We start from the raw sequence: 16,025 nt of genomic DNA on the forward strand, positions 1-16,025 counted from the left end.
TATGGGACTTTTTTCTACAACAAAATAGGCTCCATAATCCCTATGGTGGTTTTACCCACTACAGAAATTATAGAGCCATTGTATCTTGTTAATAGTGGGATAATGGTTCAGTAATTATTTTTGCGTGATTTTCTAATCTTTTGACTTGTTTTTTGGTATAATATTACTTATTCACAATTTATTTTGATTATGAAAGTGTTGGTGTTTGATGTCTCGTTCGATTGATTTGCTTAAGAAACGCTACTTAGAAAATATAAAAGAGAAGCCGGATTTATTTGTGGGAATTGAGCTGGAGTATCCTGTTATAAATTTAGAGGGTAAGGCTTCGGATATTGAGGTTGTTAAGGATCTCTTTCGATATTTACCATCAGTTCTGGGTTTTACTATCGAAAAAGTGGATGACTTTGGGAATCCAATTCAGTTACTTGATCCAGTTAGCCAAGATACTGTCTTATTCGAAGTCTCCTATACAACTATCGAGTTTGCCTTTGGAAGGGCAGAATCTATCCAAGAGGTAGAAAAACGATTTAACTTCTATATGGGCATGATTCAGAAAAAGCTGGGTGAAGCGAATCATGCCATTATTGGTTCTGGAATACATCCATACTGGGAGAAGAACGAGAATCAACCAGTTGCTTATGCACGTTATCAGATGTTGATGGCTTATTTGAACTTAAGTAGAAGTAAGACTAATATAGATTTACACGATTATCCGCAATATGGTGCTTTTATCTGTGGCAGCCAAGTTCAATTGGATGTTTCAAAGTCTAACTATTTGCGTGTCATCAATGCATTTAACCAGATTGAAGCTGCCAAAGCCTTTTTATTTGCCAATTCTGAGTTTTCAGGGGAAGATTGGGATACCAAAATTTCGAGAGATATTTTTTGGGAAGAGTCTATGCATGGGATTTATCCAGAGAATGTAGGTGTCAATGCTAAACTCTTTAAAGATGAAGCTGATTTTTTTGACTATCTAAATCATTCTGCGATTTTTACAGCGGAGCGTGATGGTGAAACCTATTATTTTTATCCAATTCGAGCAAAAGATTACTTAGGAATCCCGGAAATTCATGCCTTCGCTCTTGATGGGGAAGAGATTCTTCTTTATCCTCAGGAGGAAGATTTCCAAACTCATCGTAGTTACCAGTACCAAGACTTAACGACTCGAGGGACTATCGAGTTTCGTAGTGTGTGTACGCAACCTCTAGATAGAACCTTTGCTTCAACAGCCTTTCACTTGGGCTTGTTGCTTCATTTAGACAAGTTAGAAGCTTACTTGCGAACTGCTCCATTTTTTACCACAGTTGGTCGTGATTACAAGTTTTTGAGACGACAATTTTCTAAAAAACAACTTACAGATGAGGAAGAAACTGCGATTGTTGAGTTTTCAAAAGCCTTACTCCTTCTAGCTGAGGAAGGTCTGGAGAAGAGAGGCAAGCAAGAAATGGCCTATTTACAGCCTTTGAGAGACAAATTGGGATTATAATTTTTGCTATAAAGCGAGAATTTTCTGAAAAATCATGATATAATGGAAGAGACTATAGATAAAGGATAGAGATTCATGACATTAGTTTATCAATCAACGCGTGATGCCAATAATACAGTAACTGCCAGCCAAGCTATTTTGCAAGGCTTGGCGACGGATGGTGGTCTATTTACACCGCTTACTTATCCAAAAGTAGATTTGGACTTTGACACATTAAAAGATGCTTCTTACCAAGAAGTGGCTAAATTAGTTTTGTCAGCATTTTTAGATGATTTTACGGCTGAGGAGTTGGACTACTGTATCAACAATGCCTACGATAGCAAGTTTGATACTCCAGCTATTGCGCCATTGGTGAAACTGGATGGGCAATACAACTTGGAACTGTTCCATGGTTCAACGATTGCCTTTAAGGATATGGCCTTGTCTATCTTGCCATACTTTATGACGACGGCCGCTAAAAAGCATGGTTTGGAGAACAAGATTGTCATTTTGACAGCGACATCGGGTGATACTGGAAAAGCTGCTATGGCAGGGTTTGCGGATGTGCCTGGAACTGAGATTATCGTCTTTTATCCAAAGGATGGTGTCAGTAAGGTACAAGAGTTGCAAATGACCACTCAGACTGGAGATAATACCCATGTTGTAGCCATTGATGGAAACTTTGACGATGCGCAAACTAACGTGAAGCACATGTTCAACGATGTGGAACTTCGTGAAAAACTGGCTGCTAATAAGCTACAGTTTTCATCAGCTAACTCTATGAATATTGGTCGTTTGGTACCACAGGTTGTTTACTATGTCTATGCCTACGCTCAGTTGGTCAAGTCTGGTGAGATTGTGGCTGGTGAAAAGGTCAATTTCACAGTACCAACAGGAAACTTTGGAAATATCTTGGCTGCCTTTTATGCCAAGCAAATTGGTCTGCCAGTTGGCAAATTGATCTGTGCTTCAAATGACAATAATGTTTTAACTGACTTCTTTAAAACACGTGTTTACGATAAGAAACGTGAGTTTAAGGTAACGACTAGTCCATCTATGGATATCTTGGTATCTTCAAACTTGGAGCGTTTGATTTTCCATCTTTTGGGGAATAATGCGGTTAAGACAACTGAACTCATGAATGCCTTGAATACACAAGGACAATATGAATTGACAGACTTTGATGCAGAGATTCTGGATCTCTTTGCAGCTGAATATGCGACTGAGGAAGAAACTGCGGCAGAAATTAAACGTGTTTATCAAACAGATGCCTACATCGAGGATCCCCACACGGCAGTTGCCTCAGCAGTTTATAGAAAATACCAAGCGGCTACTGGCGATGCGACTAAAACAGTGATTGCTTCAACAGCTAGTCCATACAAGTTCCCAGTGGTTGCAGTAGAAGCTGTAACAGGAAAAGCAGGCTTAACTGACTTTGAAGCCTTGGCTCAATTACATGACATTTCAGGAGTGGCAGTGCCACCAGCGGTTGATGGCCTTGAAACAGCTCCAGTTCGTCATAAAACAACAGTGGCAGCTGCTGACATGCAAGCAGCGGTTGAGGCTTATCTAGGACTTTAAGACAGAGAGAGTAAACTCGGTTGGGAAACCAACTGAGTTTCTTTTCATCAGGAGGAGAGATTGTTTAAGAAAAATAAAGACATTCTTAATATTGCATTGCCAGCTATGGGTGAAAACTTTTTACAGATGCTCATGGGGATGGTGGACAGTTACCTGGTCGCTCACTTGGGCTTAATCGCCATTTCAGGTGTTTCAGTAGCTGGCAATATTATCACGATTTACCAGGCGATTTTTATCGCTCTGGGAGCTGCTATCTCCAGTGTTATTTCAAAAAGTTTGGGGCAGAAAGATCAGTCCAAGTTGGCTTATCACGTGACAGAGGCTCTCAAGATAACCCTATTGCTGAGTGCACTTTTAGGCGCTTTATCCATCTTTGCTGGGCAAGAGATGATAGGACTCTTGGGGACGGAGAGGGATGTAGCTGAGAGTGGTGGACTCTACCTATCTTTGGTGGGTGGATCGATTGTTCTCTTGGGTTTGATGACCAGTCTGGGTGCCTTGATTCGTGCAACGCATAATCCGCGTCTACCTCTCTATATTAGTCTTTTATCCAATGCCTTGAATATTCTTTTTTCAAGTCTAGCTATTTTTATCCTTGATATGGGGATAGCGGGTGTTGCTTGGGGGACTATCTTGTCTCGTTTGGTTGGTCTTGGGATTTTGTGGTCACAATTAAAACTTCCTTATACGAAACCGACTTTTGGACTGGATAAAGATTTACTGACCTTGGCTTTGCCAGCAGCTGGAGAGCGGCTTATGATGAGGGCTGGAGATGTAGTTATCATTGCTTTGGTCGTTTCTTTTGGGACGGAGGCAGTAGCGGGAAATGCAATCGGGGAGGTTTTGACCCAGTTTAACTATATGCCTGCCTTTGGCGTCGCTACGGCAACGGTCATGCTGGTGGCTCGAGCAGTTGGAGAGGATAATTGGAAAAGAGTAGATAATTTGAGCAAACAAACCTTTTGGCTTTCCCTGCTTCTCATGTTGCCCTTAACTCTCAGTATCTATGCCTTAGGGACACCATTGACTCATCTCTATACGACCGATCCTGTAGCGGTCGAAGCGAGCGTTTTGGTGGCACTGTTCTCCCTACTAGGAACCCCCATGGCGACAGGGACAGTCATCTATACTGCAGTTTGGCAGGGTTTGGGGAATGCTCGACTTCCCTTTTATGCGACAAGTATAGGGATGTGGTGTATCCGCATAGGGACAGCTTATCTGATGGGTATTGTTCTTGGTTGGGGCTTGCCTGGTATTTGGGCAGGGACTCTTTTGGATAATGGTTTCCGTTGGTTATTTCTACGTTACCGTTACCAGCGTTATATGATGTTGAAAGGATAGAAGATGCAAAAAACAGCTTTTATTTGGGATTTAGACGGGACTTTATTGGATTCTTACGAAGCGATTTTATCAGGGATTGAGGAGACCTTTGCTCAGTTTTCTATTCCTTATGATAAGGAGAAAGTGAGAGAGTTTATCCTCAAGTATTCTGTGCAGGATTTACTTGTGCAGGTGTCAGAAGAGAGAAAACTGGATGTGGAAGTGCTCAATCAGGTGCGTGCCCAGAGTCTGGCTGAGAAGAATGCCCAGGTAGTCTTGATGCCATGTGCGCGTGAGGTGTTGAATTGGGCAGACCAAGTAGGGATTCGGAACTTTGTTTACACTCATAAAGGGGACAATGCTTTTACTATTCTAAAGGATCTGGGATTGGAATCCTATTTTACAGAGATTTTAACCAGTCAGAGTGGCTTTGAGCGCAAGCCTCATCCAGAAGCGGCTAACTATCTGCTAGACAAGTATCAGCTGGATCCTGAGAGCACCTATTATATAGGAGACCGGACTTTGGATGTGGAATTTGCCCAGAATAGCGGTATTCAAAGCATCAACTTTTTAGAATCTTCTTTTGAAGGCAATCACAGAATTCAAGAGTTAGCAGATATTCCTCATATTTTTGAGAGTAAGTAACGAGAAGATTGTGTCAGTTGTGTGACAGAGACCTAACAAACTGTTTCAAGTAATCGGGTTTGTTACAAGGAATAGACAGTTCTATTAAATAGGCCCGAGAGGGCTTTTTTTCTGCTTTTTTTGTGTTATGATAGACGGGTACTCATTTGAAAGGAATATGAACGAATGAAGAAAAGAATTATTTTTGCCTCAACAGTAGCCTTGTCATTTGCCCCAGTATTGGCAACTCAAGCGGAAGAAATTGCATGGACAGCACGTACCGTTGAGCAAATCCAAAATGACGTGACGAAAAACGAGAACAAAAACAGCTATACAGTTCAGTATGGTGATACTTTGAGCACCATTGCAGAAGCCTTGGGTGTAGATGTCACAGTTCTTGCAAATTTGAACAAAATCACCAATATGGACTTGATTTTCCCAGATACTGTCCTCACTACAACTGTCAATGAAGCAGAAGAAGTAACGGAAGTTGAGATCCAAACTCCTCAAGCAGATGCTAGTGAAGAAGTGACGACTGCGACAGCTGATTTGACAACCAACCAAGTAACAGTCGATGAACAAACAGTTCAAGTAGAAGACCTTTCTCAACCAATTGAGGAAGCTCCAACTGCAACAGAGACTGAAAAACCAGCAGAAGTAGCGCCAAGTTCAGAAGTTTCTGAGACAGCGACAGTTGTTGAAGAGACACCATCTACAGAAACACCTGTAGCTGAAGAAACAGCTGAAACGACTCCAGCGGAAGCACCAGTAGCAGAAACAACTCGCCCAGTTGAAGAAGAAGCTCCTCAAGCAGCGACTCCAGCTACCGAAGAAACGGCAGCTGCAACACCAGAAACTGAAACGCCTGCTGATACAACAGGAACAAGTGCATCAGAATCAACAACAAATTCTGACACTGCAACTTCGACTTATCAAGCAGAGCAAAGCCAAACTCCTTCAAGAACGTATGCTGCTTCAGCGGCTCCTGACTATGCAGGACTTGCTGTAGCCAAGTCTGAGAATGCTGGTCTTCAACCACAGACGGCAGCCTTTAAAGAAGAAGTAGCGAAATTGTTTGGAATTACATCCTTTAGTGGCTACCGTCCTGGTGACAGTGGTGATCATGGAAAAGGTTTGGCCATTGACTTTATGGTTCCAGTGAGTTCAGCACTCGGTGATCAAATCGCGGAATACGCGGTTCAAAATATGGCTAGCCGTGGTATCAACTACATCATCTGGAAACAACGTTTCTACGCTCCATACGATAGTAAATATGGACCTGCCTACACTTGGAATCAAATGCCAGACCGTGGTAGTGTGACCGAAAACCACTATGACCACGTTCACGTATCAATGAACTAATAGAAAAAGAAGCTGCAAACTCACAAGGTTTGAGGCTTCTTTTTGTGTGCGGGTAAGAAATAGATACGTTTATTAAATCTTGGTTTTATATTATAAGTGCACAATAAAAAGCTCATAAAATGTTCTAGTAAAATTGATTTGAACGAACTAATTATGAAAGGAAATATTATGAGCTATCACCATCCTAGCATAGGAGAAAATGATGAAGTGCTTTTGTTTACCATACGTAAGGTTTAGGTTTCTCTCAGTTATTTTAAATGATTTACTAAATCTCTTTCTTGAAAAGAGAAGCGACAAGATTTTCGATAGATAGTTGAAGTTGGGAGATGTTATTTTTTGACAATTTCTGTAAGAGAAATTTTTTCGATTAGGGGGGGGGTGAGTGCGTTCTTTTTAATCAGATTTGTTATCTAGGAGGCTTTTTCATAGCTAGAATATCAGAATATAGGCCATACGTTTACAACCTTTTCTGGAGTAGCAGGAGAAGTTAGCTTTTTGACTTATCCAAGGAAATGGAGATTTTTTCCGTAAAGAGACGGCAAAATGATATTAGTATCTTATTTTTGGTCATCCTTTACTATTTTGGATGGGTCTCAGACGTCCCATTTCGAATTGATTTGGTAGCCATTCTGTATAGATTATACAGAATATTTACACATTTAGAGTTTCAATCAAAATGCTTGACAAACCCCCGGGGGGGATAGTATAATTACTAATTAGATATATAATGGATTTATTTGGGTGTATATATGAATATAAGTTTAAAGGAATTAAGAAAGCTTAAAAGAGTTGACTTAATGGAATTGTTAGTATCGCAAGCAGAGGAAATTGAGCATTTACAACATCGAGTGTTAGAACTAGAGGATCAGCTCAATGATAGGAATATTTTAATAGCTAAGGCGGGATCAATTGCAGAGGCGTCTTTAGAAATCAATAAGATTTTCGAAGTAGCACAGAAAACTGCAGATCAATATCTTAAGAATATCCATCGATTAGCTGAACAGCAAAATAAAAATGAAAAAAATTATGTGGAGTAGTTTCGTTCATGTCAATAGAATCTAAAAAGTTGAAGTGGTCAGATTTGCCTGAGGCTTCTGAACTTTCCCAGGCTCTTGAACAAGAAAAATACCGAGAACGCTATTTAAAAACATTGAAAAGCACAGTTTCTACATTAGTAGTTGTAGCAGCCATTGCAATCTTAACAGCGACTCTATGGTTACCAGTCTTGCAGATATATGGGAACTCGATGACCCCAAATCTTGAATCTGGAGATATGGTAGTTTCGGTTAGCGCACAAAAACTGAGACAAGGGGATGTCGTCGCTTTTTATTACAATAATAAAGTTTTAGTGAAGCGCGTGATTGCAACCGAGGGACAATGGGTTGATATTGATAGTCAAGGAACTGTCAGTGTGGATGGTCAAAAGCTTGGGGAACCATACCTCGCAGATAATGAAAAAGATCTAGGTGATACTAATATTCAATTACCCTACCAGGTTCCTGAGGGAAAATTTTTTGTGATGGGAGATCATAGAAGTGCCTCTATTGATTCACGTAACACGGCTATTGGATCGATTGGTAATGAACAAATCGTTGGACGCCTTGTTCTACGCGTCTGGCCTCTAAATCGTATACAATGGGTTAAATAGAGAGGAGAGTTATGAAAACAGTATTTGAAAAAATGGCATCACGTATTCGACAACGAATGAGAGAAAGTCTGTGGGCCCGAATCAGTATGGTCTTATCGGTCGTTGTTGTATTTTGTACGACCTATGTGCTGATTTTGCCAGCTCTGACCTTGACTTCCGATTCTAGTAGCTCTATTATTCAAACGGAAGATACTATTACAGCAGTAACCTCTGATTCCTCTAAAGAGAGCACAGAGGCTACTCAACAAGATAAAAAACAAGAACCACAGGTATCGGGAAGTACACCTTCTACATCGAAAACATTATCGTCTGATTCTCATTCATCGAAAGCAGGTAGTCAAAAGGCGGAAACTGAAAATGTTACAGTTAAGGTTGACTATGAGGTAGATACATTTTCGGAAAGTGTAACCTTGAGGGTCAAACATGTCACAGATACGGCAGCCATAGATGCGAAACTAAGTGACATTCTTAAGGATCGTAATCGAATATTGACTTCTTCCTATACTTATGATATTTCCTTTATCAATAATCAAGGGAAAGAAGTAGAGCCTAGTAAGGAAGTTAAGGTTTCCCTCGCTTTTAAGGATGCGGTTGAAGCGTCAACCATTCAAGAAGGTTGGAAACTTTATCATTTTAAAAACAATGATGTCAATCAAGTTGAAGATTTGACAGATAGTCATACAACAAATATTCAAGAGACAGATAAAGCTGTTTCCGTTGTAGAGTTTATGTCTGACACATTTTCGCAATATACAATCGCAGGAACTAGTTACGAGGATTTTTCTACTTATATAACGTCAGGTAACTATAAAGGGAAACCAGTTGAGTATATTTCGGGCAATACAAGAACCTTAACGTCGGAGCTAGAACTCAAATATAGTATTCCTAAATCACAATTAGCACAAAAGAAAAGCTACGCGATTCCATTACCTGCTGATACGACTTGGTCAAATGTGAATGAAAACCAAGATTATACTGGTAAAGATGGAAATCGTGATGCCTTCAAATATCGTTTTGTTCAAGAAAATGGTAAGAAGTACATTGTTATCAATTTTTTGGATAGTTATGTTAATCAAGCACATGAGAGTGTTTCGGGGGATTTGACCTATACTGCAACAATCGGTCAAACCCATCGAAAAGAGAATGGCAATTACGAAATTCCCTTTACAAATAAGGTCACGATTACGGTTCCTTCAGATAAAATCGACAAGAAAGAAGAACCCCAGCAGTCTGATCATGATGTTCAAAGCCAGAAAATTGGGGCAGTTACCTATAATGGGGACGAAGCTTATCTAGATTATACGGTTACTGTCTGGTCTGAAAAAGGAACGAAAGGTCAAGTTAAAATTAATGACTATCTTAATGCAAAAGGATTAACCATTGGAGAACTCCAAAATCTTACTATCAAGAAAGCGGGTTACCAATACTGGGGAGGAACGGAGACGGACCAGGTTGGTGAGCAACCTCTATCAGTGCAACCAGTTAAGTCAGGCACATCTTTTGAACTGACACTTCCAAAACTAGAAGCGAAACAGAAGTATACGATTAAATATCGATATAAAGTAACCGGCATCCCAGCAGGTAAAGCTATGTCCGTTTCGAATGGGGTTGATGTTGAGACACCCGACATTCCTAAAAAACACAGTGATAGCTACCTTAGTATTTTTAGGAATAAAATTGGCAAGACCGGTCAGTATGACGAAAAGTCAAATAAAATTAAGTGGACTATCACAGTCAATGAAAATCAGAATGATATTGCTGGTGCAGAACTAAAAGATGAGATGATTGCGAAATCAAGTGATGTCGCTATTACACCAAGTAATGGGGCCACTAAAACCAATACTGGCTACAAATTTTCAGCAACAGATGGTGGTAAAAATACTAATAAGTATGTAATCACCTATACAACGGATGCTGGTGAAAAATCTAATAGCTGGGCTGGTTCTGCAAAATCGATTTCTAATACAGCAACAATCACTGATAATGGAGAAGATTCCAGCGCTACAGCAACAGTACCCGGTGGTAACGGCAATACCGGAGGGCTAGAAAAAAGTTTTGTAGAGATGAAGCCGACGGGAGACTCTGATGTCAAAGAGTTGACATGGAAGTCTATCATCAAAGTACCCGGAGATAGAAAAATTCCAAAAAATGCGGAGTTTGAGGACCTTCTTAAAGGACCGAACTATACTAATAGCGGGGAACATTACTTTACAAAAGCTCAACTAGATGCTGTTTATAAAAAGTTGATTACTGCATTAGGTGGTGCAGATAAGTTTGAGTTTTCTGTTTGGGAATCAAATAACTCAACCTGGCAGTATACACCTTACAATCAAGCTGATTCAAATAAGACGTATAGTCAATTTAAGTTCAAACTGCTAAAAGATTATACTGGTTCAGATATTTCTTTTGATTACCAATCGACAATCAATAAATCAAAGGCTACTCAATTTAGCAATACAATAAGCGGTGGTGGTTTCAATAAGGAAGCCAACTATAAGTATGAAGAAAATGGTAAAGTCTTTAAACTAGATGGAAATAATCTAGTGTGGGATGGTAAAGAGAATGAGTATGACAGCAAAGATACTGAACATACCATTCAACAAAATGGCTTAATCAGTTGGGTCATTAAGGTTAAATTGAGCGACGATACACAGTCTGTAACTTTGACAGATACCCCGCCAGCAGGATTGACCTTATCCAAATTTAGCTATGGTGCTTCTACTTATGGTATTAATGCCAGTGACTTCTCTATTTCAGATGGGAAAATCACATGGTCAAATCAATGGTATCGTCCTTTTGGAAATGATCTCGATGTGACTGGAACGGTGGATGCTAGTGGTATTATCAATGTAACGTTTACAGCTAAAAATGGTAAAAAATTAAAAGAGCTTTTGAATAATACCGGCACACTTTATGCCAAATTTGAATTTAAGACAGATGCAAAACCTTTTGATGACTCTATCACAAAGAACTATAAGAATAAAGTTTCTGCTAAGATAGATGGAAAGCCTGCTGGTGAAGATGATCATACACAGAAAATTACTGTTGAACCAGGCAGAAAGATTTCAAAAGGTGGAACATGGAGCAATGATAATCGTGAAATTAGCTATAAGCTAGATATTAATCCTGAGGCACAGGATCTAGCAGCGGGTAAATCAAGCTATACCTTGGTTGATACGCTTGAATACCGTGAGGACCTTTTGACAAATGTAAGCTATGACTTGAAACAGGAGTCTGTTAAATTGTATGACTCAAATCATCAAGAGATAGACAAGAGTGAATGGTCCTGGACTGTTAAAAAGGTTAAGGATGCTACAGGGGTTCATCGCAGTATAATAACACTACAGGTTCCAAACCATAAGAAGCTGCACTTAGAGTACAGCTATGCTGTGTCAAGTGATATCGCTGAAAATGATACGAAGAATCTTACTGTAAAAAATACTGCGGAAATCAATGGGTTAAAAACAGGTCAAACAGAAACAACGACCCACTATAATTGGCAGAAAACGTCTACTAGTGCAACAGCAAATACTTTGAAATCATTTAAGATTACAAAGATTGATACGACCAACTTTGCTACAGCTCTAGCAGATGCCACATTTGAAATTCGAGAAAATGTGACAGATAAAAAGGTAGCAACTTACAAAACATCAAGTGATGGGACGTTTTACATTACGAAGTCTAATAAGGAGGCTCAAGAAAAAGAAGGAGAACTTTTAGAGGACAAGCTTTACTATGCTGTTGAAGTCAAGGCTCCTTCTGGCTACGAGTTACCAGCTAACCCCAAACGCTATTATTTCTATTTTTCTAATACAGCTACCCTACCTTCGAATATAGGTAGTCTTGTGATTAGTACTCAAGAGGTAACTAATCTTGCTAAACAAAGCAGACAAGAATATGTTGAAAATACAAAGACACCACCAACGCCACAAACAACATCAATTACAGTTGAGAAAAAGTGGAAGAATGCTGATGGTAGCGAAGCTCAACGTGTATCTGGTAAAATCACTGTTAGTCTTTATCGTGTTTCAAATATCGAATCAGCTCCTGTCAAAATTAAGGAGAAAGAAATTAGCTACGACGGAAGTAAGTGGCAAACGATATTTGAAAATCTACCGACTACGGGGGAAAATGGAGAAACCTTTACTTATTATGTAGAGGAGAGCAAGGTAACTGGTTACACAGCTAGTTATTCAAATGGTACTCGGGTATCTGAAACGGCTACTGATATGGCTATTTCGAAAGGGACTATCACGATTACCAATAAAGCACAGAAGACCTATCAACTACCTGAGACAGGAGGTGAGGGAATAGCTACTATCATGCTTGTGGGGGCAAGCCTAGTTATGCTTTCTGTATTTGCTGTAGGCTTCAAAGTCTATAGACAAATCCGCTAAAAATGAAACGGTAAAGGTGGTGAGGTCTATAAATAGATAATGTCACATTGTTGTATATTAATTATTGCGTTTGAGGCGCACACATGTTATAAAAAATAAAAAAAGGAGATACATACATAACATGAAAAAACTGAAATTTATCTTAGCGGCGATTGTTGCTGTAGTTTCAACCTTTGTAGGGGGGACAGTAAAGGCTGCTGATAATTACACGATTACGATTAATAATCCGGTTTCGGGTCATACTTATGAAGCTTATCAGATTTTCAAGGGTGACTTGAATGATAGTACGTTGTCTAATATTCAATGGGGATCAAATATCTCAGAGATTGGAAAGACGACATTGGGAGCTGCGACTACTAAAGCTGAAGAACTATCTAAAGTAGCAAATAACTCAACAGCAGCTAGAAACTTTGCTACCGAAGTGAGTAAGTATTTAGAAGGTAACCCTGCTGGAACAGGGACAACTATTACTGGCCTTACCGCGGGTTACTACCTCATTAAGGATAAAGATGATGCTACATCTGCCTACATCCTTGAGGTAGTCAAGAATGTTACTGTAACACCTAAAGTTGGAACACCAACTGTTCAGAAAAAGGTGAAAGATACGAATGATACAACTGGTGTAACGACCGATTGGCAAGATTCGGCTGACTATGACATCAATGATGATGTACCTTTCCAATTGACTGCAACTTTACCAGCAAACTATGATTCATATAATTCATACTACTTGAACTTTGAGGATGAGCTGTCATCTGGGTTGACTTATAATAATGACGCTAAGGTTTATGTGGTAAATGGAACTGAACGTAAGGAAGTTACTAACTATTTCTTTGCAGGTTCTGATAATGGTAAATTATCATTTGCAATTCAAGATTTGAAACAGATTTCAATTAATGGTACTGCAACTATCAATAAAGATTCTAAAATCGTTGTTGAATATTCAGCTAAATTAAACAGCAATGCAGTGATTGGTTCTCAAGGGAATCCTAACTCAGTTATCTTGAAATATTCGAATAACCCTAATCACTCAGGTGATGGAAATCAAAAACCAACAATACCGCCAACAACACCACCAACAACACCGCCAACACCACCAGAAACACCAGGTAAGACACCAAAAGATACAGTTATTGTATTTACTTATAAGACTGTAGTTAATAAGGTGGATCAAAATGGAGCTGCCTTAAAAGGTGCAGAATTTAAATTATTTAAAAAGATGCAAGATGGTTCGTTAAAAGAGATTGCAACTGAAGCTCCAATCACATCGGATACTACAAGCTTTGGGTTTAAAGGTTTAGATGATGGGGATTATATTCTTAAAGAAACTAAGACTCCAGCTGGTTATAACACAATCAAAGACATCACTTTTACTGTTACAGCGGAACATGATGTTTTAGCTGATCAACCTAAATTAACAAATCTTTCAGGTGTCGCTGCTTCTGGTCAAATTACTTTCACTGCAGATAAAGATGCAGGTTCATTGACTACGCAAGTTGAAAATAAAAAGGGATCAATTCTCCCTTCAACTGGTAGCATTGGTACGACTGTTCTTTATGTAGCGGGTTCTGTACTTGTTGTAGCAGCAGGTATCCTACTTGTTACAAAAAAACGTATGAAAAACTAATATTTAATGTTTCTTGAATAGGGGGTCGGAGATGGGAGACTATCTCCGTTCTTCCTTTCTAAATGATTTTAAATTCGATAAGATAAGGAGACCTTTTTGACTTATGATTGACAAAATAAAAGAAAATGCCATCACGATAATATTGGTCTTCCTTTTATTCCTTGGAGTCTCTATGTTGTCGTATCCGACAATAAGTGACTACTGGAATTCATTTCATCAGTCTAAAGCAGTAGCTGGATACGTGGAAAAAGTGGCAGATTTGAAAGAGAATGATTATAAGAAAATGCTGGCAGATGCCCATGAATATAATCAGAACTTAGACAAAGATGTGATTCCAGATTTAGATATTCCTTCGTCTCATGAAGAAATTTACAATCAAACGCTTGATGTGACAGGCACTGGAATCATGGCTTATGTTGAAATTCCAAAATTAAATACAACGATGCCTATCTACCATGGAACAGACGATACTATTCTACAGGTAGCTATCGGTCATATTCCAGGGACCTCTCTTCCCGTAGGAGGGATTGGAACTCACTCCGTTATTTCAGGACATCGTGGTTTACCATCTGCAAAACTTTTTACGGATATTGATCAGTTAGTGGAGGGGGATACTTTTCTTATTCAAGTACTGAATGAGACACTGACTTATGAGGTCGACCAGATTGTAACAGTAACGCCAGATGATGTTTCTGCTCTAGCTATTGATCCAAATCAAGATTATGTGACCTTGGTCACCTGTACACCTTATGGAGTAAATACTCATCGATTGCTTGTTAGAGGGCATCGTATAGCAAATGCTACGAAACCTGCACGTGTGACGGCAGAGGCGACGCAGTTAAAACCGGTATTGGTTGCTCCAGCTATTGTGTTGGTCTGTTTACTTGTTTTATGGTTGATAAGAATAGCTTATCGAATAATTGTTCAACATATGAAATAATACTATGTTAGTAAAACGGCTAGAAAATCTGGCCGTTTTTGTTTATCTTCAAAATAGATTGAGATCATATATTCAAAACACGAGTATATTTCTTGATTTATTTTTTGGTCTATAGCATACTTGATAAGTCAATCATTGATTAATCAACTTTATAGGAGAAAGATTTATGGTAGCAATCCAAGATTTACTGTATCAACTACGGTTGGCAGATCAGTCTATGACACAACTATTCGAACGCCAATTGGGGATTAGTCTGACTCGTTATCAAATCTTATGTTTCTTAATCGATCAGTCTCCGTGTAATCAAACAGCGGTTCAGGAGCGTTTGAAGATTGATCAGGCTGCCTTGACACGGCACTTTAAAATTTTGGAAAAGGAAGGTTTGGTTAACCGACGTCGGAATCCTGAAAATCAGAGGGAGGTTTTGGTGGAAGTGACAGACTTTGCGAGAGAACAACTAATAACAAACTCTCCCCAACACCATATAAACGTAAAGAGTCAGATGGAGAGTGTACTTACAAAAGGAGAGCGAGAAGAGTTCAGTCGCTTGTTAGAAAAGTTGATATCTGGCTTAGAAGAGATAGAAATTTAAGGAGAAGAATATGTCTATTTTTACAATTATTTTAGCAACTATCGTTGCTTTGGAGCATTTTTACATTTTTTATTTGGAAAGTGTGGCTACGCAATCAGACACTACTAGTCGCGTCTTTAATGTGGATAAGGAAGAACTGGCTCGTCCTTCGGTGAGTTCACTGTTTAAAAATCAAGGGATTTATAATGCTTTGATAGGTGTGTTTCTCTTGTACGGGATTTATTTCTCACAAAATTTGGAAATTGTTACCATCTTTGTTTTATTTGTGTTTGGTGCAGCGACCTATGGTTCTCTAACAGCAGACAAGAAGATTATTCTGAAGCAAGGTGGGCCTGCTATTTTGACTCTGCTGAGTATTTTGCTTTTGAAATAAGAAACCCAGCGGCTTTCAGTGTACTGACCCCAAAAAGTTAGACAAATAATTTAAGTGAAGGATTTAGTTCTGTATTGCACAGGACTAAGTCCTTTT

General features: G+C 39.2%; 12 protein-coding genes. All 12 read left to right on the plus strand.

The window, feature by feature from the left end; all coding sequences use genetic code 11:
* Positions 1–208: 208 nt before the first annotated feature.
* On the plus strand, positions 209–1,486 hold the full coding sequence (locus tag ACIY14_RS09095; protein ID WP_409002340.1) for a gamma-glutamylcysteine synthetase: 1,278 nt from the start codon (positions 209–211) through the stop codon (positions 1,484–1,486).
* A 75-nt stretch (positions 1,487–1,561) separates the two neighbouring features.
* Positions 1,562–3,046, plus strand: coding sequence for a threonine synthase (thrC, locus tag ACIY14_RS09100; protein WP_409002341.1), 1,485 nt, complete (start codon positions 1,562–1,564; stop codon positions 3,044–3,046).
* A gap of 60 nt (positions 3,047–3,106) precedes the next feature.
* Positions 3,107–4,387 carry an MATE family efflux transporter gene (locus tag ACIY14_RS09105; protein ID WP_409002342.1) on the plus strand — a complete coding sequence of 427 codons (1,281 nt, stop codon included), beginning with the start codon at positions 3,107–3,109 and terminating at the stop codon, positions 4,385–4,387.
* 3 nt (positions 4,388–4,390) lie between these two features.
* On the plus strand, positions 4,391–5,011 hold the full coding sequence (locus tag ACIY14_RS09110; protein ID WP_409002343.1) for an HAD family hydrolase: 621 nt from the start codon (positions 4,391–4,393) through the stop codon (positions 5,009–5,011).
* Positions 5,012–5,176: 165 nt separating this feature from the next.
* Positions 5,177–6,352 carry a LysM peptidoglycan-binding domain-containing protein gene (locus tag ACIY14_RS09115; protein WP_409002344.1) on the plus strand — a complete coding sequence of 392 codons (1,176 nt, stop codon included), beginning with the start codon at positions 5,177–5,179 and terminating at the stop codon, positions 6,350–6,352.
* A gap of 749 nt (positions 6,353–7,101) precedes the next feature.
* Positions 7,102–7,389: a DNA repair protein gene (locus ACIY14_RS09120; protein ID WP_409002345.1), complete on the plus strand. Its 288-nt coding sequence runs from the start codon at positions 7,102–7,104 to the stop codon at positions 7,387–7,389.
* 8 nt (positions 7,390–7,397) lie between these two features.
* Positions 7,398–8,000 carry a signal peptidase I gene (gene lepB, locus ACIY14_RS09125; protein ID WP_409002346.1) on the plus strand — a complete coding sequence of 201 codons (603 nt, stop codon included), beginning with the start codon at positions 7,398–7,400 and terminating at the stop codon, positions 7,998–8,000.
* An 11-nt stretch (positions 8,001–8,011) separates the two neighbouring features.
* Positions 8,012–12,397 carry a Cna B-type domain-containing protein gene (locus ACIY14_RS09130; protein ID WP_409002347.1) on the plus strand — a complete coding sequence of 1,462 codons (4,386 nt, stop codon included), beginning with the start codon at positions 8,012–8,014 and terminating at the stop codon, positions 12,395–12,397.
* 121 nt (positions 12,398–12,518) lie between these two features.
* Complete coding sequence (locus ACIY14_RS09135) at positions 12,519–14,024, plus strand: isopeptide-forming domain-containing fimbrial protein (protein WP_409002348.1); 1,506 nt, start codon at positions 12,519–12,521, stop codon at positions 14,022–14,024.
* Positions 14,025–14,127: 103 nt separating this feature from the next.
* Entirely contained in the window at positions 14,128–14,964 is an 837-nt protein-coding gene (locus ACIY14_RS09140; RefSeq protein WP_221161266.1) for a class C sortase, read from the plus strand.
* Between the two features lie 166 nt (positions 14,965–15,130).
* Complete coding sequence (locus ACIY14_RS09145; protein ID WP_409002349.1) at positions 15,131–15,556, plus strand: MarR family winged helix-turn-helix transcriptional regulator; 426 nt, start codon at positions 15,131–15,133, stop codon at positions 15,554–15,556.
* 10 nt (positions 15,557–15,566) lie between these two features.
* Entirely contained in the window at positions 15,567–15,929 is a 363-nt protein-coding gene (locus tag ACIY14_RS09150) for a DUF1304 domain-containing protein (RefSeq protein WP_409002350.1), read from the plus strand.
* The last annotated feature ends 96 nt before the right edge of the window (positions 15,930–16,025 follow it).

Source organism: Streptococcus sp. ST16 (assembly GCF_046098135.1).
In the GTDB taxonomy this organism is placed as follows: Bacteria; Bacillota; Bacilli; order Lactobacillales; family Streptococcaceae; genus Streptococcus.

Bases quoted from the DNA above. Each gene is read 5' to 3' on its own strand.
- ACIY14_RS09095 (WP_409002340.1), top strand. From the start codon at position 209: ATGTCTCGTTCGATTGATTTGCTTAAGAAACGCTACTTAGAAAATATA.
- thrC (WP_409002341.1), top strand. From the start codon at position 1,562: ATGACATTAGTTTATCAATCAACGCGTGATGCCAATAATACAGTAACT.
- ACIY14_RS09110 (WP_409002343.1), top strand. From the start codon at position 4,391: ATGCAAAAAACAGCTTTTATTTGGGATTTAGACGGGACTTTATTGGAT.
- ACIY14_RS09115 (WP_409002344.1), top strand. From the start codon at position 5,177: ATGAAGAAAAGAATTATTTTTGCCTCAACAGTAGCCTTGTCATTTGCC.
- ACIY14_RS09120 (WP_409002345.1), top strand. From the start codon at position 7,102: ATGAATATAAGTTTAAAGGAATTAAGAAAGCTTAAAAGAGTTGACTTA.
- lepB (WP_409002346.1), top strand. From the start codon at position 7,398: ATGTCAATAGAATCTAAAAAGTTGAAGTGGTCAGATTTGCCTGAGGCT.
- ACIY14_RS09130 (WP_409002347.1), top strand. From the start codon at position 8,012: ATGAAAACAGTATTTGAAAAAATGGCATCACGTATTCGACAACGAATG.
- ACIY14_RS09135 (WP_409002348.1), top strand. From the start codon at position 12,519: ATGAAAAAACTGAAATTTATCTTAGCGGCGATTGTTGCTGTAGTTTCA.
- ACIY14_RS09140 (WP_221161266.1), top strand. From the start codon at position 14,128: ATGATTGACAAAATAAAAGAAAATGCCATCACGATAATATTGGTCTTC.
- ACIY14_RS09145 (WP_409002349.1), top strand. From the start codon at position 15,131: ATGGTAGCAATCCAAGATTTACTGTATCAACTACGGTTGGCAGATCAG.
- ACIY14_RS09150 (WP_409002350.1), top strand. From the start codon at position 15,567: ATGTCTATTTTTACAATTATTTTAGCAACTATCGTTGCTTTGGAGCAT.